At 45.1% G+C, this 25,502-nt stretch carries 21 protein-coding genes and 1 pseudogene; 14 read left to right on the top strand and 8 right to left on the bottom strand.

The window, feature by feature from the left end:
• Positions 1 to 67: 67 nt before the first annotated feature.
• The 3 genes from pfkA to EXA13_RS08685 form a co-directional block, all read right to left on the bottom strand.
• Positions 68 to 1,030, bottom strand: a complete 963-nt coding sequence (gene pfkA / locus EXA13_RS08675) for a 6-phosphofructokinase (RefSeq protein WP_238132816.1) — start codon at positions 1,028 to 1,030, stop codon at positions 68 to 70.
• A 261-nt stretch (positions 1,031 to 1,291) separates the two neighbouring features.
• Positions 1,292 to 2,200 carry a CDF family cation-efflux transporter FieF gene (gene fieF, locus EXA13_RS08680; RefSeq protein WP_238132817.1) on the bottom strand — a complete coding sequence of 303 codons (909 nt, stop codon included), beginning with the start codon at positions 2,198 to 2,200 and terminating at the stop codon, positions 1,292 to 1,294.
• 202 nt (positions 2,201 to 2,402) lie between these two features.
• Complete coding sequence (locus tag EXA13_RS08685) at positions 2,403 to 2,936, bottom strand: CpxP family protein (protein ID WP_238132884.1); 534 nt, start codon at positions 2,934 to 2,936, stop codon at positions 2,403 to 2,405.
• Positions 2,937 to 3,159: 223 nt separating this feature from the next.
• Here EXA13_RS08685 and EXA13_RS08690 point away from each other — a divergent pair, with 223 nt between their 5' ends.
• From EXA13_RS08690 to EXA13_RS08700, 3 genes are read left to right on the top strand one after another with little or no spacing between them, the layout of a single operon-like run.
• Positions 3,160 to 3,846: a response regulator gene (locus EXA13_RS08690; RefSeq protein WP_238132818.1), complete on the top strand. Its 687-nt coding sequence runs from the start codon at positions 3,160 to 3,162 to the stop codon at positions 3,844 to 3,846.
• Positions 3,846 to 5,225, top strand: a complete 1,380-nt coding sequence (gene cpxA, locus EXA13_RS08695) for an envelope stress sensor histidine kinase CpxA (protein WP_238132819.1) — start codon at positions 3,846 to 3,848, stop codon at positions 5,223 to 5,225. The genes EXA13_RS08690 and cpxA overlap by 1 nt, the downstream gene beginning before the upstream one ends.
• A 42-nt stretch (positions 5,226 to 5,267) precedes the next feature.
• Positions 5,268 to 5,741, top strand: a complete 474-nt coding sequence (locus EXA13_RS08700) for a tRNA (cytidine(34)-2'-O)-methyltransferase (protein WP_238132820.1) — start codon at positions 5,268 to 5,270, stop codon at positions 5,739 to 5,741.
• 102 nt (positions 5,742 to 5,843) lie between these two features.
• On the opposite strand, the gene EXA13_RS08705 is transcribed toward EXA13_RS08700, so the two are convergent.
• On the bottom strand, positions 5,844 to 6,056 hold the full coding sequence (locus EXA13_RS08705) for a cold-shock protein (RefSeq protein ID WP_078927125.1): 213 nt from the start codon (positions 6,054 to 6,056) through the stop codon (positions 5,844 to 5,846).
• Between the two features lie 286 nt (positions 6,057 to 6,342).
• A complete protein-coding gene (locus tag EXA13_RS08710; RefSeq protein WP_238132821.1) occupies positions 6,343 to 6,834 on the bottom strand; it encodes an FxsA family protein in 492 nt (163 codons plus the stop codon).
• 462 nt (positions 6,835 to 7,296) lie between these two features.
• Here EXA13_RS08710 and aspA point away from each other — a divergent pair, with 462 nt between their 5' ends.
• Together aspA and EXA13_RS08720 are read left to right on the top strand one after the other, a co-directional pair.
• Entirely contained in the window at positions 7,297 to 8,748 is a 1,452-nt protein-coding gene (aspA, locus tag EXA13_RS08715; protein ID WP_238132822.1) for an aspartate ammonia-lyase, read from the top strand.
• A gap of 207 nt (positions 8,749 to 8,955) precedes the next feature.
• A pseudogene (locus tag EXA13_RS08720) lies at positions 8,956 to 10,255 on the top strand (anaerobic C4-dicarboxylate transporter family protein).
• An 83-nt stretch (positions 10,256 to 10,338) separates the two neighbouring features.
• On the opposite strand, the gene pdxY reads toward EXA13_RS08720, so the two are convergent.
• Positions 10,339 to 11,211: a pyridoxal kinase PdxY gene (pdxY, locus tag EXA13_RS08725; protein ID WP_238132823.1), complete on the bottom strand. Its 873-nt coding sequence runs from the start codon at positions 11,209 to 11,211 to the stop codon at positions 10,339 to 10,341.
• A gap of 187 nt (positions 11,212 to 11,398) precedes the next feature.
• Between pdxY and EXA13_RS08730 the strand changes: the two genes are divergently transcribed.
• The gene (locus tag EXA13_RS08730; protein ID WP_238132824.1) at positions 11,399 to 13,165 is read left to right on the top strand and encodes a protein-disulfide reductase DsbD; all 1,767 of its coding nucleotides are present in this window, start codon (positions 11,399 to 11,401) and stop codon (positions 13,163 to 13,165) included.
• Positions 13,166 to 13,336: 171 nt separating this feature from the next.
• Positions 13,337 to 13,966: a response regulator transcription factor gene (locus EXA13_RS08735; RefSeq protein ID WP_238132825.1), complete on the top strand. Its 630-nt coding sequence runs from the start codon at positions 13,337 to 13,339 to the stop codon at positions 13,964 to 13,966.
• On the opposite strand, the gene EXA13_RS08740 is transcribed toward EXA13_RS08735, so the two are convergent.
• Positions 13,967 to 15,712, bottom strand: a complete 1,746-nt coding sequence (locus tag EXA13_RS08740; RefSeq protein ID WP_238132826.1) for a potassium/proton antiporter — start codon at positions 15,710 to 15,712, stop codon at positions 13,967 to 13,969.
• A 390-nt stretch (positions 15,713 to 16,102) separates the two neighbouring features.
• Here EXA13_RS08740 and EXA13_RS08745 point away from each other — a divergent pair, with 390 nt between their 5' ends.
• Both EXA13_RS08745 and EXA13_RS08750 read left to right on the top strand, forming a co-directional pair.
• Positions 16,103 to 16,369, top strand: coding sequence for a DUF4212 domain-containing protein (locus EXA13_RS08745; RefSeq protein ID WP_238132827.1), 267 nt, complete (start codon positions 16,103 to 16,105; stop codon positions 16,367 to 16,369).
• 13 nt (positions 16,370 to 16,382) lie between these two features.
• On the top strand, positions 16,383 to 18,086 hold the full coding sequence (locus EXA13_RS08750) for a sodium:solute symporter family protein (protein WP_238132828.1): 1,704 nt from the start codon (positions 16,383 to 16,385) through the stop codon (positions 18,084 to 18,086).
• A gap of 63 nt (positions 18,087 to 18,149) precedes the next feature.
• Here the strand turns inward: EXA13_RS08750 and EXA13_RS08755 are convergent, their stop codons facing one another.
• Positions 18,150 to 18,824 carry a 7-cyano-7-deazaguanine/7-aminomethyl-7-deazaguanine transporter gene (locus tag EXA13_RS08755; RefSeq protein WP_238132829.1) on the bottom strand — a complete coding sequence of 225 codons (675 nt, stop codon included), beginning with the start codon at positions 18,822 to 18,824 and terminating at the stop codon, positions 18,150 to 18,152.
• A 357-nt stretch (positions 18,825 to 19,181) separates the two neighbouring features.
• On the opposite strand from EXA13_RS08755, the gene gmk reads away from it, so the two are divergent.
• The 5 genes from gmk (at position 19,182) to recG (ending at position 25,294) form a co-directional block, all read left to right on the top strand.
• The gene (gene gmk / locus EXA13_RS08760) at positions 19,182 to 19,805 is read left to right on the top strand and encodes a guanylate kinase (RefSeq protein WP_238132830.1); all 624 of its coding nucleotides are present in this window, start codon (positions 19,182 to 19,184) and stop codon (positions 19,803 to 19,805) included.
• Between the two features lie 102 nt (positions 19,806 to 19,907).
• Complete coding sequence (gene rpoZ / locus EXA13_RS08765) at positions 19,908 to 20,180, top strand: DNA-directed RNA polymerase subunit omega (protein WP_238132831.1); 273 nt, start codon at positions 19,908 to 19,910, stop codon at positions 20,178 to 20,180.
• Positions 20,181 to 20,217: 37 nt separating this feature from the next.
• Positions 20,218 to 22,338: a bifunctional GTP diphosphokinase/guanosine-3',5'-bis pyrophosphate 3'-pyrophosphohydrolase gene (gene spoT / locus EXA13_RS08770; protein ID WP_238132832.1), complete on the top strand. Its 2,121-nt coding sequence runs from the start codon at positions 20,218 to 20,220 to the stop codon at positions 22,336 to 22,338.
• A gap of 121 nt (positions 22,339 to 22,459) precedes the next feature.
• Positions 22,460 to 23,146, top strand: coding sequence for a tRNA (guanosine(18)-2'-O)-methyltransferase TrmH (gene trmH, locus EXA13_RS08775; protein WP_238132833.1), 687 nt, complete (start codon positions 22,460 to 22,462; stop codon positions 23,144 to 23,146).
• 69 nt (positions 23,147 to 23,215) lie between these two features.
• Positions 23,216 to 25,294, top strand: coding sequence for an ATP-dependent DNA helicase RecG (recG, locus tag EXA13_RS08780; protein WP_238132834.1), 2,079 nt, complete (start codon positions 23,216 to 23,218; stop codon positions 25,292 to 25,294).
• The last annotated feature ends 208 nt before the right edge of the window (positions 25,295 to 25,502 follow it).

The raw sequence follows: 25,502 nt of genomic DNA on the forward strand, positions 1-25,502 counted from the left end.
GGCCAACAGCCATAAAAAAGACCGCTGCGGCGGTCTTTTTAGATTCATCACACATAAAGAGTGTTAATTAGAACAACTCTTCTGCAACTTTGAATAGATCTTGGCGCACTGGGCGTTTCATCGTTTCAATCGCTTCAATGATATCGTGGTGAACCAGTTCTTCTTTTTGAATACCGACACAACGACCGCCATGCCCTTCTAACAATAAATGAACCGCGTAGTTCCCCATGCGAGAAGCAAGAATACGGTCAAATGCGGTTGGGCGACCACCACGTTGAATATGGCCTAGAACCGTTGCACGAGTCTCACGGCCTGTCGCTTTTTCAATTTCTTTCGCCAACTGACTGGCATCAGTCATTAGCTCTGTGAGCGCAATGATCGCGTGTTTTTTACCTTTAGTGATCCCATCTTGAATGTTGGAGATCAGTTGATCCATATCTAGACCTGTTTCAGGCGTAATCACATACTCACACCCACCAGCAATCGCAGACATCAGTGTCAGATCACCACAATGGCGACCCATGATTTCTACAATCGAAATGCGCTGGTGAGAAGAAGAGGTATCACGTAGACGGTCAATCGCATCAATAACGGTATTGATCGCAGAAAGGTAACCAATCGTGTAATCCGTACCAGCAATATCGTTATCGATCGTGCCCGGTACACCCACACATGGGAAACCCATTTCAGTCAGCTTTTTTGCTCCCATATAAGAGCCATCACCACCGATCACGACAAGAGCATCGATGTTGTGTTTCTTTAGATTCTCAATGGCTTTTTTACGAACTTCTTCATCACGAAACTCAGGGAAACGAGCTGAACCAAGAAATGTTCCCCCTTTATTGATCACATCTGAAACACTGTAGCGGTCTAGTTGTTTGATATTATCTTGGTATAAACCTAGATAACCATCATAAATACCGTAAACACCCAAGCCGGCACCTAATGCGGTACGAACAACGCCGCGAATTGCAGCATTCATGCCTGGTGCATCACCACCACTTGTCAAAACACCGATATTCTTAATCATGCTCACCCTCGATTTTTTGAGAATTTAATACTCATTTTTAACGTTGCTCACTAACGACAAGAAGAGCAACAAAATCTGTTTAAACTGTGCGTTATGTTACCTTGCCCAAGCAGGAATACTACTGTTATTTGAGCCTATTTTGTAACTTTACTACTTCTGTAAGAGTATTACAGCTTTGCGGAATAGCTTTGTTGATTCACATCAGGATCGTGTTTTTTAGTTTAATTGACTAAAAGATAGTCAAACTCTGACAACCTTTCCTCACCAAGCATGATGTTTCTGCTTTTTCTCCACGCCAAACACCACAGAATAAGGATCTTGATGGATCAAGACATCGGCACCGGGAAAAGTTTTACGTAGTTTGTCTTCTACTTGATCGGAAATATGGTGAGCCTCAATCAAGGGAATTTGATCTTCTAGCTCTAGATGCAGTTGAATAAATCGCACCGGACCCGCCATTCGAGTACGCAGTTGATGCACTCCTAATACCCCTTCGACCGATAAAGAAATGGCTTGAATCTGAGCCAGTTCCTCATCGGGTAGCTTTCTATCCAATAAGGTTTGCACTGCCTGATACGCCATATGAAAAGCGCTATAAAGAATGTAAATACCGATACCGATGGCAAAAATAGCATCCGCTTGTTTGAACCCAAACCAGCTTAACCCTAATGCCACAATGATGGCCGCGTTCATATATAGATCGGTTTGATAGTGAAGTGAATCTGCCGCAATGGCTTGGCTTGCCGTTTTTTTCACCACATAGCGCTGAAACATCACTAATGCAAAAGTGACCAACATGGCAAACAAGCTGACATAGATACCGTATTCCGGTGACTGTAACTCGTGGGGACGGAAAAAACGCTCAACACCATTCAAAATTAAAAAGCAGGCCGAGCCAGAGATAAACATTGCTTGAGCTAATGCCGCCAATGACTCCGCTTTACCGTGTCCAAAGGCATGTTCTCGATCAGCGGGTTGCAGGGCATAACGAACAACGATTAAATTAACCACTGAAGCAGCAATATCGAGCAAAGAATCAACGACGGATGCCAATAAACTGACTGAGCCTGTGACCCACCACGCGGCAATTTTCACCAGCAATAGGAAACTAGCAACAATAGTTGCCGTCCAGGCAGCGAGTGTTACTAAACGTGCGTATTCCTGTTTCATCGCTTCTCACCGTCACAAAATACAAAAGAGTAATTATACACATTAAGTCATGTAAACAGCAGGTTTCCCACTCCACAAGAATAAAACCAACCGTATGATAAGGCCAAAAAACGGTAGAGATGCACTTGAGTACCCGCATACAATAAACAAAGGCAGCACTTAGTGTGCTGCCTTTGTTTATGTTAACTCAACGTTATCTCAATTAAGAACGGCCTTTACCTTTTGAACCGTCATTATTTCCACGAGGACCCTCACCGTTTCCTCTTGGGCCTTTCTGCCAGTTTTCATCCATACATTCTTGCTGCAATGTTTGTAATTTTTCTTTCTGCTCATCGGTCAGGATACTCATCATTTGATGGCGGTTTTTCATCATTTCAACCCGACGCTCAACGTGCATATCGACCATCTGTTTTGCCAATTCCGTCGCGGCTGCTTGATCAAAGTCTGGGGCCAGCATCAAGTTACGTTCTTGTTCACGTATCGAACGCATTTCATCACGAGGGCCAGATTTACGTTTCTCTTGCATTGTTTGACGATTTTGCTCACGCAGCGCTTTCATTTGGCTCTGTTGTTCTGGCGTTAACTTCAACTCTCTTGTCATCGCTCGTTCATTATGCATACCACACATGCCATCGTGGTTCGGTTTTCCTTTGCCGCCATAGGCAAAAACACTCGCACTACCAAGAGTTAAAGGTAAGACAACTGCCGCTAACACCATTTTTTTTGTCATGTTCATCATCATTTCCTCTCTTTGAAGGTTACCGCCCAGCCTCTTCTATCACTTCAAGTCTGTCACGATAAGAAAATCTGCCTATGCAGTACTTAAGTGTAGAATAGACCCTGATAGGTAAAGTGGTGTTTAGAGAGCGTAAAGAATCGTAAAGAGTGAACTCTCTGCTGCTGCTTTCTTTACTTTCACAGTAAACTATCGCTAATCCAAGACCAATAAAGAGGCGGTTATGGCACATATTCTTCTGATTGATGACGATACAGAACTGACGAGTTTGCTCAACGAAGTACTGAGCTATGAAGGGTTTGAGGTATCAGAAGCCAATGATGGATTATCTGGGCTTGAAGCCCTCGATGAGAGTGTCGATCTAATTTTACTTGATGTCATGATGCCTAAATTAAATGGAATGGAAACCCTGAAAAGACTGCGTGAGCAATGGCAAACTCCGGTTCTCATGCTTACGGCAAAAGGTGAAGAGATCGATCGGGTGATCGGTTTAGAACTGGGGGCCGACGATTACCTTCCTAAACCCTTTAGTGATAGAGAGCTACTGGCCCGTATCCGTGCTATTTTACGTCGCACACAAACCCCGTTCACCAATAAATCGTCTGATGTCATTGAGTGCCAAGATATACAGCTCTACCCCGGTAAACAAGAAGCCTATTGCCAAGGGCAACTGTTAGACTTAACCAGTACCGAGTTTGCCCTGCTGGCTCACTTTGTGCAAAACCCTGGGGAAACCTTAACCAAAGAAGGCCTCAGCCTAGATGTATTAGGTAAACGACTCGCAGCCTTTGACCGAGCCATCGATATGCATGTCTCAAATTTACGAAAAAAGCTGCCTGAGCGCACCGATAATAAACCTCGAATTAAAACATTACGTGGCCGAGGCTACTTAATGGTTCAGGAGGATTAATGCGTCTTCCCAAAATCAACAATTTATACGGACGTATTTTTGCAATTTTCTGGCTAACCATGTTACTGGTCATTATCGCGGTCCTCTCTTTACCTCATCTCGACCCCAGAAAATCGAGAGATTTACCGGCCAGCAGCCATCAACGAATGCTCGCCTATAAACAGAGTATTGAAGATAGATTTCGCAACCAAACTCAGTTATCTCGAATCATTGCTCAGCTTGAATCGATGGGAAGCATGCACAATGACACACGCCCTCGCATTTTTATTGCAGATCAAGAAGGCAATATCCTCACCACCAAACGGCATGAAGATTTTAAACTCAAAGCGCTAAGAAATTTCACCACCAGCATTGAATCGATTGATCAGCCTCAACAGCGCTTATATGGACGTTATATGATTTCAGGCCCCGTGCCGATTCAACTCGCCCAACAAAATTTATTATTGTATATCGGTTTACGTTGGGATGAGCCACCACCTTTCTTACTGCGCTTATTTGATAAGCCCCTGCATCTTTTACTGTCCGTGATGCTGGTCAGCACTCCATTATTACTCTGGCTCGCTTGGGCATTAAGTCAACCAGCACAACGGTTTGCTTCAGCGGCACAGCGAGTGGCAAGGGGGGAGTTTGTTGTTGATCCTGAGTTAGAAAGAGGGACCACTGAGTTTCGCCAAGCTGGGCGCAGTTTTAACCAGATGGTGGAAGCCGTCAATCTCATCATTTCAGGCCAACAACGACTGCTCTCGGATATTTCTCATGAATTGCGTTCACCGTTAACTCGCCTAAGAATGGCCAATGCGTTAGCGAGCCGAAAACAAGGGCAAAGCAGTGAATTAGAACGCATTGATACCGAAGCGCAGCGACTGGAACGAATGATAGGCGAACTGCTTGAACTGTCTCGCATGCAAACCAATAGTCACCTAAACCGAGAGGTTCAACCATTAAGCAGTTTATGGGAAGAAATCTTAGACGATGCACAATTTGAAGCCGAACAAATGCACAAGACCCTCTCTCGAGATCCCATCCCAGAGCGGTTCATTTCCGGCAGTCCCAAATTATTGATGAGTGCTTTGGAAAATATTGTTCGCAATGCCATATCTTATAGTACTGATCACATTGAAGTGCACTTTATGACAACGCCTCAGCACGTCACTATAACAGTCGAAGATAATGGCCCAGGTGTTCCCGATAATGAATTAAATGAAATATTCCGACCTTTCTATCGAGTCTCAACCGCTCGCGATCGGCACAGCGGAGGCACCGGATTAGGGCTCGCCATTACAGAAAGTGCCATTCGTCAACACAGTGGCCAAGTTATCGCCAGCCGGAGCTCATTAGGTGGGCTGAAAGTTCAAGTGACATTACCGATCCAACCTTGAGTCAGGTATACTTGCCGACTCCACAAAAATAAGTAGCGCACTATGTTTGATATTGCTCTTTATGAACCAGAAATTGCTCCCAATACCGGTAACATCATCCGCTTATCGGCCAACTGTGGGGCGAACTTGCACCTGATTGAACCTTTAGGTTTCGATTTGGAAGAAAAAAAAGTTCGCCGTGCGGGCTTGGACTACCATGATTTAGCGCGAGTTACACGCCATAAAAACTATCAGGCATTTCTCGATTATCTCGCCACGCGGGGCAATTATCGTATTTTTGCTTGTACGACAAAAACCACCGGGCATCATGTTGATGCACAATTTCAAGCAGGGGATGTATTACTATTTGGTCCAGAAACGCGAGGATTACCTGCCGATCTCATTGAGAACCTACCGATGGCTCAGCGAATTCGCATTCCGATGATGCCTGAAGCTCGAAGCCTCAATTTATCTAACGCTGTGGCGATCATTGCTTTTGAAGCATGGCGACAAATGGGGTTTACCGGCGCTCAATAATACACCTCGGCAATCAACGCTCATACACAAAATAGAGACAGACGAGAAAAGCAAAAAGGTCGCCTAAGCGACCTTTTATATATTCTGATAAGTATCAGTCTATTATAGAGTTACAACTTGAGCAGCTTGTAAACCTTTTTGACCATTTTCAACGATGAAAGATACTTTTTGGCCTTCGATAAGAGTTTTAAAACCTTCAGAAGCGATAGCATTGAAATGTACGAATACATCTGCGCCGCCGTTGTCTTGAGATAGGAAACCAAAACCTTTAGTTTCGTTAAACCATTTTACTGTGCCAGTTGCTTTGTTAGACATAATTTGTCCCTTATTTATAAAATTCATTGAATGATGCGCTGATGCGCCAATTCGCTTTAGCATGAATTATTTAATGTAACGAATCAGGTAAGGGAAATATTAGGACAACAACTTTTACGATGGGATACTAAGAATTTACTTTTACTTTTGATTTCATTAATAACTCTTAACTATAGAGCCAGATCACTATAGGCGGTTATGAAGTAATAAGCAAATGTTTTCTTCCGAAACTGAAAAATAATTCTCCGTGATACATCTTCTACTTCTCTACCGTAGATAAGCGTACTCACTCATGAAGCCGTGGCGAAGAATCATCGTCATCGTCATCTTTACGTTGGAACTCACCTTCAAAGGTCTTGCCCTGCTGGGTATGGTGGTAAAAAGAAGTATCCGAATGAGAAAAAGAGCCTCCACTTCTCGTATTGACAACCACCTTGCTCATCAAATACGTCGCTAATCGTGCACGCGGTGCTGGTAACAGCATGACCAAACCCAATGTATCCGTCACAAAACCCGGCGTGAGCAGCAATACCCCAGCCACCGCAAGCATCACCCCTTCCATAATCTGTTGTGCTGGAAGTTCACCTTGTTGCATTCGCCGTTGCACCACCGCCAAGGTTAAGATTCCCTGACTACGGACCAATGAGGCTCCCACAATCGCCGTTAACAGCACAAAAGCAATGGTCGGCCACAGCCCAATAATGCTACCCAATTGAATAAATACGGCGATTTCAATAATCGGTAAAGTAATAAATGCAACCAGCAAAATAGGAAACACAACCGCTCCTTAACTAAAACACTCGGTACCTAAACGGCTTAGCGCTACAGGTAAATAAAGAGACCCTTCCATCATTGATCAATATAATGGGAGAACTTACAACGGTAACGTGATGAAAGAAGGACTGCAACTGTTCCATCTTATTCTCCTTATACTTCCCCTATCACTTTAAAAAAGATCTGGCAATCATTAAGACGAATCATTCATATTTTCAGTCGATTAGCGAACATGCCTTCCCTTTCATACACAGACTGAGATCACCGATTGATATCCGGTAAATCTTTTCACTCAATTAGCAGAAAAAGTGATCCAGTTCCTATTTTTTATATACCACTCAAGTATTATGCCCGAAGAAGTCAGGACAGATTTTTCAGCCCCAAATTCTGATGAATGGATTCTTAAGGCAGAAGTGGCTAAGCATTATCAATCTAAAGTTAGAATTATTATCTTAAGGATCCTGTTATGGCTACCCTATCCGATGCCTCTATCACTACCCCTAAAGCAACTCGAATCGAAGAAGATCTACTAGGTCAACGTCATGTTCCTGCGGACGCTTACTATGGTATCCACACACTACGTGCGATTGAGAACTTCAACATTTCTAATGTGACGATTTCTGATGTCCCTGAATTTGTGCGTGGCATGGTCATGACCAAAAAAGCGGCAACATTAGCAAACAAAGAGTTAGGGGTTATTCCAAAAGAGGTAGCGAACTACATCATCCAAGCGTGTGATCTCATTTTAGACACCGGAAAATGCATGGATCAATTCCCATCTGACGTCTTCCAAGGTGGCGCTGGCACTTCTGTTAACATGAATACCAACGAAGTGATCGCTAACGTCGCACTGGAATTAATGGGTAAAGAAAAGGGCCAATACGAATTCATTAACCCTAATGACCACGTCAATAAAAGCCAGTCAACCAACTGTGCTTATCCAACAGGCTTCCGTATTGCCGTTTATAACAGCGTACTTAAACTGATTGAATCTGTTGAATATATTAAAGGTGCTTTCGAACTCAAAGCCGTAGAGTACAAAGATGTACTCAAAATGGGCCGCACCCAATTACAAGACGCCGTACCTATGACGGTTGGTCAAGAATTCCACGCTTGGGCTGTAACGCTTAATGAAGAAATTCGTGCGCTACAATACACATCAAAATTGCTCCTGGAAGTGAACCTTGGCGCTACAGCAATTGGTACCGGGCTAAACACCGCACCAGGTTACCAAGTGGCCGCAGTAAAACACTTAGCAGAAGTAACCGGTCTTGACGTGGTTCCTGCTGAAGACTTAATCGAAGCAACATCTGACTGTGGTGCGTATGTAATGACACATGGTGCGCTTAAACGCCTTGCCATGAAACTGTCTAAAATCTGTAATGATTTACGTCTGCTTTCTTCCGGCCCTCGTGCAGGTTTAAATGAAATCAACTTGCCAGAGTTGCAAGCGGGTTCTTCTATCATGCCGGCAAAAGTGAACCCTGTGATTCCTGAAGTCGTTAACCAAGTGTGCTTTAAAGTGTTTGGTAACGACAATACGATCACTTATGCCGCAGAGGCAGGTCAACTACAATTGAACGTCATGGAACCTGTGATTGCACAAGCGATGTTTGAATCCATTTCTTTGCTTTCTAACGCTTGCGTTAACTTACGCGACAAGTGTGTCGATGGCATCACCGTGAATAAAGAAATCTGTGAGAACTATGTCTTCAACTCTATCGGCATTGTGACTTATCTCAACCCTTATATCGGTCACCATGAAGGCGATATCGTCGGTAAGATCTGTGCCGAAACAGGTAAGAGTGTTCGGGAAGTGGTTCTTGAACGTGGGCTACTCAGCGCAGAAGAATTGGATGATATCTTCTCGGTAGAGAACCTCATGCATCCTCAATATAAAGCAAAACGCTACGAATAATCGAAAGCTATACCCGAAGGCTCTGACTCACAGAGCCTTCTTACTTTCTGACGGTCAAAAAATGGAAAAAACTTATTCTATGTCATGGCATAATCGTTTTTTTGTTTTCTGTCGTTAATGAGTTTCCCTTTGGCTAATGTGATGAGCTCGCTCAGCCATTAGTCATAGCAGGGAGTAGGAATTATTCATAATCTTTAGGAGTATAAGATGTTCATAATTGAGTTCCTTATCGTATTAGGATGTATCCTAATTGGTGCAAGGATTGGTGGTATCGGACTGGGTGTCATGGGGGGGATTGGCCTTGCGATACTGAGCTTCGGTTTCGGTATGCACCCAACCAGCCCACCTATCGATGTTATGTTAATGATCATGGCGGTTGTTGCTGCTGCTGCCTCTATGCAAGCTGCCGGTGGCCTTGATTATTTAATCAAAATTGCCAGCAATATTTTGCGCAAAAACCCTCGCCAAATTACCTTTATCGCTCCTTTAGTCACCTACTTCTTCACGATGATGGCTGGCACTGGGCATGTGGCATATTCGGTATTACCCGTTATTGCAGAAGTCAGCCGTCGTAGTGGTATTCGCCCTGAGCGTCCACTAGGTATGGCGGTCATTGCCTCTCAGTTTGCGATTGTAGCAAGCCCTATTGCCGCAGCTGTGGTAGCGCTGGTTGCCTTTTTAGAACCACAAGGCATTACCTTAGGTGATGTACTGATGGTGACCATTCCAAGTACTTTCCTTGGTTTGGCTTGTGCCTGTATTTTTGTTAATAAGATAGGCAAAGAGCTAAAAGACGATCCTGAATATCAACGCCGTCTACAAGATCCTGAATTCCGTGCAGAAATGGAACAAGAGGTGAAAGTAGAAGATATCGAGATCACACCACAAGCGAAAAAATCGGTTTCTCTCTTCCTATTTGGCGCCATTATCGTTGTATTTATGGGGGCGATTCCAAGCCTACGTCCTCATTTCGATGGTTCGCCTATGGGTATGGCTCATACGATTGAAATCGTTATGTTGTCGATTGCCGCTCTGATCATCTTAACCTGTAAACCTGATGGTAATGCCATTATTCCATGCTGGTATGCGCGCTATTGTCGCTATTTTCGGTATTGCTTGGTTAGGTGACACCTTTATTGCTGGTCACAGCGATATGGTCAAAGAAGCCGTATCAGGCTTGGTTGAAGTCGCGCCATGGACGTTTGCCTTCGCACTGTTTGCTCTTTCTGTGATGGTAAACAGCCAAGGTGCAACCACCGCCGTATTAGTACCAGTTGCGATTACGCTTGGCCTGCCACCAGCTATTATTATTGCCGTCTTTGTGGCAGTTAACGGTTACTTCTTTATTCCGAACTACGGCCCCATCATTGCTTCCATAGACTTTGACCGGACCGGCACCACTCGGATTGGTAAGTACATCTTTAACCACAGCTTTATGCTGCCGGGCTTATTGAGCATGGTGTTTAGTATTGGTTTCGGTCTACTGCTTTCCAATATTCTACTCTAATGAGCGTTTAACGCTGGTAAAAAAAGCCGCGAGGGTGAATCCTCGCGGCTTTTTTATCACTCGCCTATTCGTCTACTCAAACCTTAAGCGGCATTTACCTGTTTTATCTCTTCTAAAGGTAAATGCAGGCTAGGTTGCATGAATTCTTGCTGCGCAGCAATGGTTTGCAGTTCCCATTCTTCTGCCTGATAAGTGGCAGCCAAGACGCCATAGCAAGCATCATGGCAGTGTTGAAAAGCCTGTTTTGGACTCCAGCCTTTGAGCAAGCCGGCGGTAAACACCGCTGAGATCAAATCCCCAACTCCCACCGGAGATTTAGCAAACTCAAATTGAGGTCGTTTGGCTAAGAATACCCCATTTTGCGTAGCTAACAGCATGTGAAATTCTGTATCTGACAAACAGTATAAGTGTTTCACTAACACCATTTTCGGCCCCTTAGCCAAAGCACGTTGGCAAGCAAGCAGTGCATCGTCTAACGTTTGAATCTCCATCTCAGCAAACTGGCTAAGTTCAAACTGATTTGGAACGATCACATCGGCCATCGGCATCAAACGAGTCAATAGATATTCACTAATCCCAGGAGCGACAATGCACCCTTTGTCTGGTGCAGACATCACCGGATCACAAATATATAAAGCGTCCACATTGGCTTGTTTAACCTGCACGACGGTTTCTTCTACTGCTAAACATTGTTCCGCACTGCCTTGGTAGCCAGTCAGTACCGCTTGGCATTTTTCTAATGCACCGATATTGGCTAACCCACGCACCAACTCACGAATATCATCCGCAGTGAAAGCTCGCCCGGTCCATCCTTGTGGATACTGCGTATGGTTAGAAAACTGTACCGTGTGAATTGGCCACACTTCAAACCCCATCCGTTGCATTGGGAACACAGCACTGCTGTTACCCGCATGGCCAAAAGAGACGTGTGACTGGATAGTGAGGATACCTTGCATCGTTCCTAACCTTTTATTATCAATAGTTCAAAGACAGCGACCAGCGTAAAATCGCAAAACGACTAGTGTATCTGACTATCGGTTATTTTCTAACTTATTTGTAAGAAAATATTAAGCCAACCCCCTCGCTGTATCTTCAACCAGACCTCGTATATAGTAGCGCTTTCGGTTTACTCAACGTGTGTGAATGATGCGTCTATATCTTTCTCTGTTATTAATCTTAACGACGGTGGCGAGTTCCTCTCTGTTCGCTGCATTTGATACCAAGAATAACTTCGACTTGAATACTCAAAACCGCTTTGTCTCGGTCGATAGCGCTTTTCCGTTCGCTTTCTTTCAACAAAATGATCAGCTTTTTCTCGATTGGCAGGTGAAAGAGGGCTATTACTTATATCAAGATCGATTGACTATTCATGTAGAAAAAGCACAGTTGGGAGAGTACACCTTACCCGCAGGCCAGCCTTATCAGGATGAATTTTTTGGCGATGTGACCATTTATGACTCGCCACTCTCTCTGGTGTTACCATTAAGCGGCTATCAACCCGGCGCACAATTAATTGTTGAGTATCAAGGTTGCGCCAAAGCGGGTTTTTGTTACCCACCAGAAACACGCATCATTCGAGTCGAGCCCTTTGACAATCAAAACTCAAGCATCCGTGATACCAATAAACCACCTTTACAAAGCATAACCTCGCCCTCTTCTCCCCGCTCACTGACTGACCAATTGGCTCAAAGCCGTTGGACTATCTTGCTTTTCTTGCTGCTCGGAGTTGGGCTTGCCTTTACGCCTTGTGTTCTACCAATGTATCCCATTCTCACCAGCCTTGTACTCGGTGGTGGAGCACTGTCTCACCGCCGCGCCCTGCTATTAAGCTTTATTTATGTGCAAGGGATGGCCGTGACTTATACCTTACTCGGGTTACTGGTTGCCTCTGCTGGTTTACAGTTTCAGGCTGCCCTCCAACACCCTTACGTTCTCATTGGTTTAAGCCTGCTCTTTATTGCGCTCGCACTTTCCATGTTTGGCTTATATCACCTACAGCTTCCTAACGCAGTACAAACCAAACTCAGCCAATTTAGCCAGCAACAACAAGGTGGACGCCTAGGTGGCGTCTTTGTTATGGGTATTATTTCTGGCTTAGTCTGTTCACCTTGTACCACCGCACCTCTGTCGGGCGCCTTACTGTACGTAGCACAAAGTGGTGATCAACTCACTGGCGCTTTTGCTCTTTATGCCTTAGCACTGGGAATGGGGATCCCACTCATACTGGTGGCGGTGTTTGGAAATAGACTGCTTCCCAAAGCTGGCGAATGGATGAATCGGGTCAAAGTATTATTTGGCTTTGTCTTGCTAGCCGCTCCGATTTTCTTACTAGAACGAATCCTTCCCTCTTTTTGGTCCACTCTGTTGTGGTCTTTACTTGGTTTGTCGGCCTTCGGCTGGTTGTATCACATCAAAAATCACCTGCCTTTTGCCGGATGGAAGCAAAGTTTGCTTGGCATTATTGCCATTCTAGGCTTGTTGGCTTCCGCTCAACCCTTATTCAACCACTGGTTGAGTCCTGAAAAGTACCCAGTACAACAAGCCGCCCCCTTGTTTCAACGAATCCATAATATTGAAGAGTTAGAAACGCAGCTGACATTGGCCAAAGCAGCCGGAAAACCAGTGATGTTAGATTTTTATGCTGATTGGTGCGTGGCGTGCAAAGAATTTGAGAAATATACCTTCCATCAACCCACGGTTAAAGCCGAGCTACAGTCCTTTGTACTACTGCAAGCGGATGTGACGAAAAATCGACCACAAGATATTGAGTTATTGCAACATCGACAAGTATTGGGCTTACCGACGATTGATTTTTGGGATGCTCAAGGCCAAAGCCTCCCTCAAGCACGGATCAGTGGCTTTATGCCTGAAGAACGTTTTCTCGCTCATCTCCAACAATTCCAACGTTAACGGTACAGATACATTCAGCGCCACACTAGGTCTGACTCGTTTGGCGCGGTTGTTTTGCAAAGAATCACGAAAAAGAGGGATACAGTTCAGAGTTTTCATGTCTAGCGATTGTCCCTGTGGTTAAAGAGGGCAATAATTTCCATAACCAAATATTCAAAAGTGCTTAACATTATGGACTCAACCTACACCATCATCATTGCTGACGATCATCCGCTATTTCGTAATGCGTTATTTCAATCGGTGCATATGGCGGTCAGTGGGGCCAACCTTCTGGAAGCGGATTCGCTCGATGCCTTGCTCAGTTTATTGAATAAACACACCGAGCCAGACTTACTCTTACTGGATTTAAAAATGCCAGGAGCGAATGGAATGTCGGGGCTAATCCAACTGCGTTCAGAATATCCAGAATTGCCCATTGTGGTGATCTCTGCCAATGAAGAACCCACCATTGTGTCACAAGTGAAAACCCATGGTGCTTTCGGCTTTATTCCTAAATCCAGCGATATGAAAACCTTAATCAGTGCACTCAATCAAGTGCTCAATGGCGACCCTTATTTTCCAGAAGGGCTCATTGCCAATCATGCCGCTTGTGATGATTTAGCAGAGAAAATTGCAGCGTTAACGCCACAACAATATAAAGTTTTAGGTATGTTATCCGATGGGCTACTCAATAAGCAGATCGCCTATGAACTCAATGTTTCAGAGGCGACCATCAAAGCGCATATGACAGCGATTTTCCGTAAGTTAGGTGTTAAAAACCGAACTCAAGCCGTCATTTTGTTAAAACAAGTTCATGAGTAGTTAAAAATCCAAATCTCCCTCTGACTCTTCCGGCGGTAAGCGTAACCCAACCTTAGTGACCTGCCAGTCGACCACATCGGCGACGATCCAGTGCAAGCCATACCACTCAAACTGGTCACCTAACACAGGCGTTGCACCTAAATGTTCCGTGACTAATTCTTTCAGGGTCATCTCTCGATCAACCTCTCCAAGATCTAACCCATAAAGTGGGGCTATATCGACTAACTTTGCTTCAATATCCAAGAAGAAGTCACCAAAGAAACGAGCTAAAGAGGCTTTTTCCGGTGCTTCACTAAACAGCTGGCTCAAAGCCTGAAGATCTTTTTCTTGACCTAAAACACATAGAATATCCCCTTCTTGCAACTGAGTACTCCCTGATGGGTGTAACAGTTGCTGCTGACGAAAAACGGCAGCGATCCGAGTCCCTTCTGGCATAAATAAATTCCGCAACGGCTCACCAATACACCACTTATCTTGCTTTAACGTATAAACAAAAAGCTCCCATTCACTGGTTGGAAAAGCTTCCACACCCGTACGATAAATAGGCTCAGGCTTCGGAGGCAGTTCTACCTTCGCTAAACTCATCGCTTTTGTTAGTGTCCCACCTTGCACCACCAGCGAAACCATAACGACGAAAAAAGCCAAATTGAAATAGATCTGGGCTTCAGGTAACCCAGCCATCATAGGAAAGACAGCGAGAATAATCGGTACAGCTCCTCTTAACCCAACCCAAGAAACAAACCATTTCTCACGAGAGGTAAAACTTTTAAAGGGTAATAACCCAATCCAGACGGATAGTGGCCGGGCAAAGAAGATCATACCAAACGCTAATGCTAATCCCGGCAACATAATATCCATCAAATTTGACGGTGTTACCAATAAGCCAAGAACTAAGAACATTCCGATTTGTGCCAGCCATGTCATACCATCAAGCACGTTCAAAATCGAATGACGACTACGGGTTGGGCGGTTACCCAATAACAACCCCACCAAATAGATCGAAAGGATGCCGCTGCCCCCCAAGGTATTGGAAAGCGCAAAAATAATTAACCCGCCACTGACGGTCAAAATAGAATACAACCCTTCCGGCAATTGAGTCTGGTTAATCAATTTCCAGAGTAACCAACCCCCAACCAATCCCAACAGTGCACCAAGACCAAATTGCTGCAAAAAGCTGAAGGCTAAAAAGCCAGCACTTAGCTCCAAGCCTTGATTACCCAATACACTGATCAAGGTAACCGTTAAAAACACAGCCATCGGGTCATTGGTCCCCGACTCAATTTCCAGCGTAGACCCAACCCGCTCGTTTAAGCTACGCCCTTTTAATAAGGAGAAAACTGCCGCAGCATCAGTAGATCCGACAATGGCTCCAACTAACACACCTTGTAATAGGGTTAAATCAAACAGCCAAGTAGCCATTAGCCCCGTTAATAACGTAGTCAGGGCGACTCCCAATGTCGCTAACGATACCGAAGGCCAAAATGCAACACGAAAACTGGCAACACGGGTACGCATTCCCCCATCAAGTAAAATAATGGCAAGGGCAAGGTTACTAACTAAGTAGGCGAGGGAGTAGTTATCAAAAATAATACCACCAACCCCATCTTCCCCAGCGAGCATGCCGACCGCCAGAAAGACTAATAAGATAGGGATGCCCAATTTAGAAGAAACGGGGCTTAGCAACACACTTAATGCGATCAGCAAGGCACCAACCAGAAAAAAGCTATTAATTGTTATTGCGTCCACTCATCCTCCCTATTCTTATTGATCACACCCTAACTATGTTAGTAAACATGTTAATATGATTTAACGATGTATTGTGCACTAATTCATGGCATCTTAACGAAAACTTTATGTAAACAATTTCTTACCTTCCTTCATTCCCCTTGCCAATACCTGACACTCAAGCAGTGGTCTGCTCAGTTATCCATTGAACAGATTTATTATACTTTCGGCTAAATTAACAACTCAATAACAAGAAACAAAACCAATAAATACCATCAACTAATTGAAAATAAATAAAATAAATTTGAAAAGTGCCAGACTAAAGTTGCACAGATCCCTTGACCAAAGGCTGCTAACCTACAATTGATAACAACTCATTAACACTTCATCGTAATAGCAAAGGAGAAGGTCATGGCGTTCGAATCAACGAAACACGCACAAGCCTACTGGAAAGAAAACTTAACCATTATGGGCTCGTTACTGGCTATATGGTTTGCCGTGTCTTACGGGGCTGGCGTTCTATTCGTCGAAGCACTGAACAATATTCAATTCGGCGGTTTTAAATTGGGATTTTGGTTTGCACAGCAAGGCGCAATTTACACCTTTGTCGCCTTAATCTTCATCTACGTCTGGCGTATGAATGCGCTTGATAAAAAATACCAAGTTCAGGAAGACTAAAAAGGCGGATCATATGGATATTCAAACTTGGACCTTTATTCTGGTCGGTATCACTTTCGCGCTCTACATTGGGATTGCCGTCTGGGCACGAGCAGGCTCAACCAGTGAGTTTTATGTAGCGGGTGGTGGCGTTCACCCAGTTGCCAATGGCATGGCAACTGCAGCCGACTGGATGTCAGCGGCTTCTTTCATTTCTATGGCAGGCATCATCTCGTTTGTCGGTTATGATGGTACGGTTTACTTACTCGGCTGGACTGGCGGTTATGTCTTACTGGCCCTGTGCTTAGCACCCTATTTACGTAAATTTGGCAAATTTACTGTCCCTGACTTTATCGGGGATCGCTACTACTCCCGCACCGCTCGAATGGTTGCAGTCTTCTGCGCTATTTTTGTCTCTTTCACCTACGTCGCCGGACAGATGCGGGGAGTTGGGGTCGTTTTTGCTCGATTTTTAGAAGTTGATATTAACCTAGGCATTATTATCGGTATGGCGATTGTCTTTTTCTATGCTGTCATGGGAGGCATGAAAGGCATTACCTACACGCAAGTCGCTCAATATTGTGTTCTCATTTTTGCCTTCATGGTGCCCGCTATTTTCACCTCCCTGATGATGACGGGTAATCCTGTACCACAGATCGGCTTTGGCTCAACCCTTTCAGGTAGTGATGAGTACTTACTCACTCGCTTAGATGGATTAACCCAAGAACTAGGCTTTACGGCCTATACTGATGGCACCAAGAGCATGGTGGATGTGTTCTTTATCTGTGCGGCACTGATGGTCGGAACGGCAGGGCTTCCACACGTTATCATTCGCTTTTTTACCGTGCCTAAAGTGTCCGATGCTCGCATTTCTGCAGGTTGGGCACTGCTGTTTATCTCCTTTTTATACACCACCGCTCCCGCAGTTGCCGCATTTGCTCGGGTCAACATGATAGACACGATTAATGGCCCTGACATGCAAGGCGTGGCTGCGGCTGAAGCACCCAGTTGGTATCAAAACTGGGAAAGTACGGGCCTAGTCAATTGGCAAGATAAAAATGGTGATGGCAAAATGTTTTACTCTGGTGATGAGCGCAATGAGATGCAAATCAACCGAGACATCATTGTGTTAGCCTCACCTGAACTGGCGCAATTACCAAACTGGGTAGTGGCACTGCTTGCCGCTGGTGGCCTCGCCGCGGCCCTTTCCACCGCCGCAGGACTTTTGCTTGTGATTTCAACCGCCATCTCTCATGATCTGCTTAAAAAAGGCTTTAAGCCCAACATGACGGATAAACAAGAACTGCTGGCTGCTCGGCTTGCCTCAGCAGTAGCGATTGTGGGAGCGGGCTATCTTGGCATTAATCCTCCCGGCTTTGTAGCTGAAGTCGTGGCCTTCGCCTTTGGGTTAGCGGCGGCCTCCTTCTTTCCTGCGATTATCTTAGGCATTTTCTATAAAAAGATGAACAAAGAAGGTGCTGTGAGTGGCATGGTCGTCGGTGTCATCTTTACCGCGGCTTACATTATCTACTTCAAATTTATCAACCCAGCCGCTAGCTCGCCGGATAATTGGTGGTTTGGGATCAGTCCCGAAGGGATTGGTACACTCGGCATGTGTTTAAACTTCGTCGTAGCGATTGTGGTTAATAAATTTACTGCTGAAGTTCCTGATGATGTGCAAGAAATGGTAGAGTCCATTCGTTATCCTAAAGGTGCGGGTGCAGCACATAACCATTAAGGATCTCGTTGTTTCGCAACCCAAAAGCCCAGAAATCCTCTGGGCTTTTTGATTCTTTCGTTTTTAGTTAGTGGGCACTTGCTGCGATGATAATGCTGGGTTAACTAAGGTCAGTTTACCAATCAGATAATTCAACAGCACCCCATACATAGGCACAAATAAACCTAAGCTGATGATCAGTTTAAAGCTGTAATCAACCAGTGCGATTTCTGTCCAGTGTTGCGCCATAAATGGATCTGGACTTTGATAAAAAGCAATAGCAAAGAAAGCCACCGTATCTAGTGCATTACCAAATAAAGTAGAAGCGGTCGGCGCTACCCACCACTGCTTCATCTGCCGTAAACGGTTAAACACATGAACATCCATGATCTGGCCTAATAAATAAGCCATAAAACTGGCGGCTGCAATTCGAGCGACAAACAAGTTGAAATCGCTCAGTGGCGCAAGACCTTGAAACTGCCCTTCAAAAAAAACCACGGAAAGCAGATAAGAAACCACTAAAGCAGGCAGCATCACCCAAAAAATAATTTTCCGAGCCAACCCCGCACCAAAGATTCGCACCGTCAAATCAGTCGCTAAAAAAATGAATGGAAAAGTAAATGCGCCCCACGTGGTATGAAAACCGGCAATCGTAAAAGGGATTTGTACTAAGTAATTACTAGAAGCAATAATGACTAAATGAAAAAGAACTAAATAAGTAAGGGCTTTGCGCTGCTGCGCAGGGGTAAAATGACTCATATTGAACCTTTTTAGTTTGGTTTGGGGGTGAGGGAACCCAAATCGCAGCCGAAGCTGTCACTCATTAATCGCACAGGAAATCGAGAGCATTTCCCATCAAGGGCGGCGATTATACCTTAACTAAAACGCCCTGCAAGCCCTTAACTTAACGCAAACGTTTGACCCTTACTTCAGAAAGACACGGGGTTATTCTCAGCTTTTACTTGAGAAGATCCTGAAGATCATGCTAACCTTCGCCTCCATTTTTCTGACCAAAATAACCACTTTCTGTGTCAATGTAACTTGGTCAGTGCTAACTTTAGCGTAGTGGAAGCGTAGTTTTTCACTTATCTCCCAACCAAAAGTGGAATCAAACAAATGGGTAAAGGTACTCTTTATATTGTCTCTGCACCAAGTGGCGCAGGAAAATCGAGCCTGATCGCGGCGTTATTGGAACAAAATCCCACTTACGCAATGAAGGTTTCGATCTCCCACACCACACGCAATATGCGCCCTGGTGAGCAAGACGGTGTACACTACCATTTTGTAGAAAAAGCCCATTTTGAAACACTGATTGAAAAAGGCGAATTTCTTGAGTATGCCGAAGTATTTGGCAACTACTATGGAACGTCTCGAGTGTGGATTGAAGAAATGCTCAGCAAAGGTATTGATGTTTTCCTAGATATCGATTGGCAAGGTGCTCGTCAAATCAGAGAACAGATGCCACAAGCAAGAAGTGTATTTATTCTTCCACCTTCAAAAGAAGAATTAGAACGTAGGCTAAACACTCGCGGTCAAGATAGTGAGGCGGTTATTGCCAAACGAATGAGTGAAGCTCGTTCAGAAATATCCCACTACCGCGAATACGATTATGTCATTATCAATGACGATTTCGATGCCGCGTTGGTCGATTTTAAAGCCATCTTGCGTGCGGAAAGATTGAAGCAAGATAAGCAAGCTGCTAAATATAGCAGTATGCTCACCGCTCTTTTAGCGGACTAATTCCGTAATAATAAATTGGTCATCGCCTGTCGCTAGTATCTATTAGCGTTAGGTTGTATACTTTCTCGTCAATCATATTTTAGTTAACTATTTGGAGTTCTCATGGCACGCGTAACTGTTCAAGACGCTGTTGAAAAAGTTGGCAACCGTTTCGACTTAGTTCTGATTGCGGCTCGCCGCGCTCGTCAAATGCAAACTGGCGGTAAAGACTCTCTAGTGCCAGAAGAGAACGATAAGACTACGGTTATCGCTCTACGCGAAATCGAAGAAGGCCTTATCACGAAAGACGTACTGGATGCTCGTGAACGCCAAGAGCAACAAGAGCAAGAAGCAGCAGAATTAGCCGCAGTCAGCAGCATCGTGCACAACCGCTAATTCTGTATCAGAATGACTCAACATTCGGGCCTGAAATTTGTATCTATTCGATAGCCTCAAAGATGTTGCCCAGGAATATCTCACAGAGCCTCAAATAGAGGCTCTGCGCCAATCTTATATCGTGGCAAGAGATGCCCACGAAGGGCAAACCCGCTCAAGCGGGGAACCTTATATTATCCACCCCGTTGCCGTCGCTCGAATTCTGGCGGAAATGCGTTTGGATTTAGAAACGCTACAAGCTGCCCTCCTCCATGATGTTATTGAAGACACGCCAGCGACAAAAGAAGAACTAGAAATCAAATTTGGCACAGCCGTTGCTGAATTGGTCGATGGTGTTTCGAAGCTGGATAAGCTTAAATTTCGTGATCGTAAAGAAGCACAAGCGGAAAACTTTCGCAAAATGGTACTTGCCATGGTGCAAGACATCCGCGTTATTCTGATCAAACTCTCTGACCGTACGCATAATATGCGTACCTTAGGGGCATTACGCCCTGATAAAAAGCGTCGGATTGCTCGGGAAACGTTAGAAATCTACGCACCGCTGGCACACCGATTGGGCATCCATAATATCAAAACTGAGCTGGAAGAGCTGGGGTTTGAAGCCTTGTATCCCAACCGCTATCGCGTTCTAAAAGAAGTGGTCAAAGCGGCACGGGGCAACCGTAAAGAAATGATTCAACGGATCCATAGTGAAATCGAAGGTCGCCTGCATGATGTTGGGCTGCCTGCACGAGTCGTTGGACGAGAAAAAAACCTCTACTCCATCTACAACAAGATGAAAACCAAAGAACAGCGTTTTCATACCATTATGGATATTTATGCATTTCGGGTCATCGTGGATAGCGCAGATACTTGTTATCGAGTATTAGGCCAAGTACATAGTTTGTATAAGCCTCGCCCGAATCGAGTCAAAGATTATATTGCAGTCCCTAAGGCCAATGGCTATCAATCTCTACATACTTCAATGGTTGGGCCACATGGCGTTCCGGTTGAAGTTCAGATCCGTACCGAAGATATGGATCAAATGGCTGACAAAGGGGTCGCGGCACACTGGTCTTATAAAACTAACGGGGAGCGCGGCAGTACAACGGCACAAGTCAAAGCTCAGCGTTGGATGCAAAGTTTGTTGGAACTGCAACAAAGTGCGGGCAACTCCTTTGAATTTATTGAAAACGTAAAATCTGATCTCTTCCCTGATGAGATCTACGTTTTCACTCCCAAAGGACGTATTGTCGAGCTACCCGTTGGAGCGACAGCGGTCGACTTTGCGTATGCCGTCCATACCGATGTTGGGAATACTTGCGTTGGCGCTCGCGTAGATCGCACACCTTACCCTCTTAGTAAGTCACTAAAAAATGGTCAAACGGTCGAAATCATCAGCGCACCAGGGGCAAGGCCAAATGCCGCTTGGCTCAACTATGTAGTAACCTCAAGAGCCAGAACTAAAATTCGCCAAGTGTTAAAAACCATGCGTAGAGAAGAATCGGTCACGTTAGGTCGTCGATTACTCAATCACGCTTTAGGTGATCTTTCTCTGAGTGATATTAGTCAAGAAAATATCGAGTATGTTTTAACTGAACTTAAACTCACGAGTGAGAATGACTTGCTCGCTGCCATCGGGTTAGGTGAGTTAATGAGCATTGTCATTGCGCGTCGCTTATTAGGCGATGCGGATGAATTGACAGAGAGCACCAATAAAGATGGTTCACCGAAGAAAAAACTGCCTATCCGTGGTGCAGAAGGCATTTTATTAACCTTTGCCAACTGCTGCCATCCGATTCCTGATGATTCTATTATTGCTCATGTCTCCCCTGGCCGTGGATTAGTTGTGCACAGAGAAACCTGCCCTAATGTTCGCGGGTATCAGAAAGAACCCGATAAGTATATGGCGGTTGAGTGGACGAAAGATTACGATCAAGAGTTCATTACCGAGTTAAGAGTAGATATGAACAACCGGCAAGGTGCCTTGGCAGATTTGACGAATGTGATCTCGAATACTGGTTCCAACATTCATGGCCTATCGACGGAAGAGCGAGATGGGCGCTTATATACGGTCACAGTATTACTCACCACCAAAGATCGCGTTCATTTAGCAGGGATTATGCGAAAAATTCGTGTGATGCCTAATACGCTCAAAGTACGGCGCAGAAAATACTAACCATACTACGGATTGAGCCCTTGACTAACGCAAGGGCTTTTTTATTGACCCATGTGTCAAAGTGCCACTTAAGTAGTTAAGCTCACTTTGATTCAGAGAAGAGAGATGACGCAAACTTGCTATGAATTTAGACCGTTACCAACGTATTCAAGAAGTGCTTAAAGCGCGCCAACCCGATTTAACCGTCTGTTTGGAAGAGGTCCATAAACCGAATAATGTTTCTGCGGTCATTCGAACCGCAGATGCGGTAGGGCTACATCAGATTCACGCCATCTGGCCTAATGAACAAATGCGAACTCTCACCCATACTTCAGCCGGTGCTCGTAATTGGGTGGAAGTAGAAACCCACAATAGTACTCAAGAGGCCGTTACTCATCTAAAAGCGCAAGGTATGCAAGTGCTAGTCACCAATCTGTCTGAGCATGCTGTGGATTTTCGAGAAATTGACTATACCCAACCCACCGCCATCATTGTCGGGAGTGAAAAAACGGGCATTTCTCAACAAGCCTTAGCCTTAGCCGATCAAGATATTGTTATTCCCATGGTCGGGATGGTGCAGTCGCTCAACGTCTCCGTCGCCTGCGCGCTCATTTTGTATGAAGCCCAACGGCAACGGCAACAAGCCGGAATGTATCAACGTAAGCAAAGCCTACTCCCAGAGCAAACCATTCAGCGCATTTTATTTGAACGAGGCCATCCAGTATTAGCGAAAGTGGCCAAGCGCAAAGGGCTACCCTATCCCACTTTAGATGAACAAGGGGAGATTATCGCCGACTCAAATTGGTGGAACGCGATGCAACGCGGATAATTTTCCTGTACAAATACACAGCTCAATGGTTGAATAAAGCCCATTGAGCCTAACTCTGTGGTTGATCTTATGTCGCAACTTCTTTCAGCAATTCCGTTAACGTCACTCTCTGGTGTCGGCGCTAAAGTCGCTGAAAAATTGGCTAAAGTTGGATTAAACACAGTACAGGATCTGCTTTTCCATTTACCACTGCGTTATGAAGATCGCACCCGTATTTATCCCATCATCAAACTCCATCCCGGCTTATGGGCGGCAGTACAAGGCAAAGTGATGGCGGTGGATACCCACTTTGGTCGACGGAAGATGCTCACGGTCAAAATCAGTGATGGAAATGGCACGCTAACCTTACGCTTCTTTAACTTTACGGCAGCGATGAAAAATAACTTTGCTGAAGGTAAGCCAATTTATGTCTACGGTGAAATCAAGCGAGGTAATCAGGGATTAGAAATTATCCATCCCGACTACCAATTTTTTGCCTCCACTCAAGAGAGCGTAACAGAAACTCACTTAACCCCTGTATACCCCACGACGGAAGGGTTACGACAAACCACGCTGCGCAATCTTACTGAACAAGCGTTAAGTTTGCTCGATAAAGCGGCTGTTAACGACCTATTACCTTCGGGTTTATACCCCAATCAACTGACTCTCGCCCAAGCGTTGCACACCGTTCATCGACCTTCGGCTGATATCGATCTCACACTCTTTGATGAGGGACGCCACCCTGCCCAGCTTCGTCTGATTATGGAAGAGTTATTAGCACAAAATTTATCCATGCTAGCGGTACGCAGTAAAGGACAACAGGATGTCGCCCTTCCCTTGGCGGAATGTCATCAATTAAAACATCAACTATTGGCACAGCTGCCGTTTAGCCCAACACAAGCTCAGTCTCGGGTCGTCAGTGAAATAGAAGCTGATCTCGCTAAACCGCATCCAATGATGCGCTTAGTTCAAGGGGATGTCGGTTCAGGAAAAACCTTAGTCGCGGCCTTAGCAGCGGTCAGAGCCATTGAACACGGCTATCAAGTTGCACTCATGGCTCCTACCGAACTGCTAGCAGAACAACATGCTATTAACTTTAGTCAGTGGTTTGAATCGATGGGAATTGCTGTTGGTTGGCTGGCGGGGAAACTCAAAGGCAAGGCAAAACAAGCAGAACTGGCCCGTATTGCTAGTGGCGAAGCAAAAATGGTGGTGGGTACGCACGCGCTCTTTCAAGAGCAGGTCGAGTTCCATCACCTCGCCTTAGTCATTATTGATGAACAACACCGTTTTGGCGTCCACCAGCGTCTTGAGCTGCGAGAAAAAGGGGCCAAGCAAGGCACTTATCCACATCAACTGATCATGACAGCGACACCGATTCCACGCACCTTAGCCATGACGGCTTATGCGGATTTAGAAACCTCTGTCATTGATGAACTGCCTCCTGGTCGAACCCCTATTCAAACGGTGGCGATTCCTGATACCAAACGAGCAGACATCATTGAGCGAGTTCGCCACGCTTGCCTCAATGAACAGAAGCAAGCGTATTGGGTTTGTACCTTAATCGACGAATCAGAAGTGTTAGAAGCCCAAGCAGCCGCTGACACCGCACAAGAGTTACAACAACAATTACCCGAACTTAACATAGGGCTAGTGCATGGGCGAATGAAGCCCACAGAAAAGCAGCAAGTGATGCAGGCCTTTAAAGATAACCAACTGCACCTGTTGGTTGCCACCACGGTTATCGAGGTCGGGGTCGATGTTCCCAATGCCAGCTTAATGATCATTGAAAACCCTGAACGTTTAGGTTTGGCACAACTGCATCAGCTACGCGGCCGAGTCGGGCGAGGATCTGTCGCCAGTCACTGCGTTTTGCTCTACCATGCGCCACTCTCAAAAACCGCCCAGAAACGCCTTGGGGTATTGCGAGAAAGTAATGATGGATTTGTCATCGCACAACGTGACTTAGAAATCCGAGGCCCCGGCGAACTGCTTGGCACCAAACAAACTGGTTTAGCTGATTTTAAAATTGCAGACTTAGTCCGCGATCAACGACTGATACCAGAAGTTCAACGTCTTGCCCGTCATATTCACGATCACTACCCCATTAATGCTAAAGCGATCATTGAGCGTTGGTTAGGAGAACGCGACGTTTATGCCAAAGCCTAACATTCCACCTTTCTCTTTATAGCCAAAGTGTTCCCCGGCCCAAGAGCAATCGTTTGCTTTTTTGATAAAAACCTCTATAATCGCCGCCCAAAATAACCTTATGGTTATCAGCATTCAGAGTTGAGCCTGATTAACAGCAATCACAGGTCAATACTCAACTCGACGGTTACTGCCCATTCAGCGCACTCAGCCAGACATTATTAGGAAA

Origin of the sequence: Vibrio cincinnatiensis, from assembly GCF_022113815.1 — a bacterium.
Taxonomy (GTDB): Bacteria; Pseudomonadota; Gammaproteobacteria; order Enterobacterales; family Vibrionaceae; genus Vibrio; species Vibrio cincinnatiensis_A.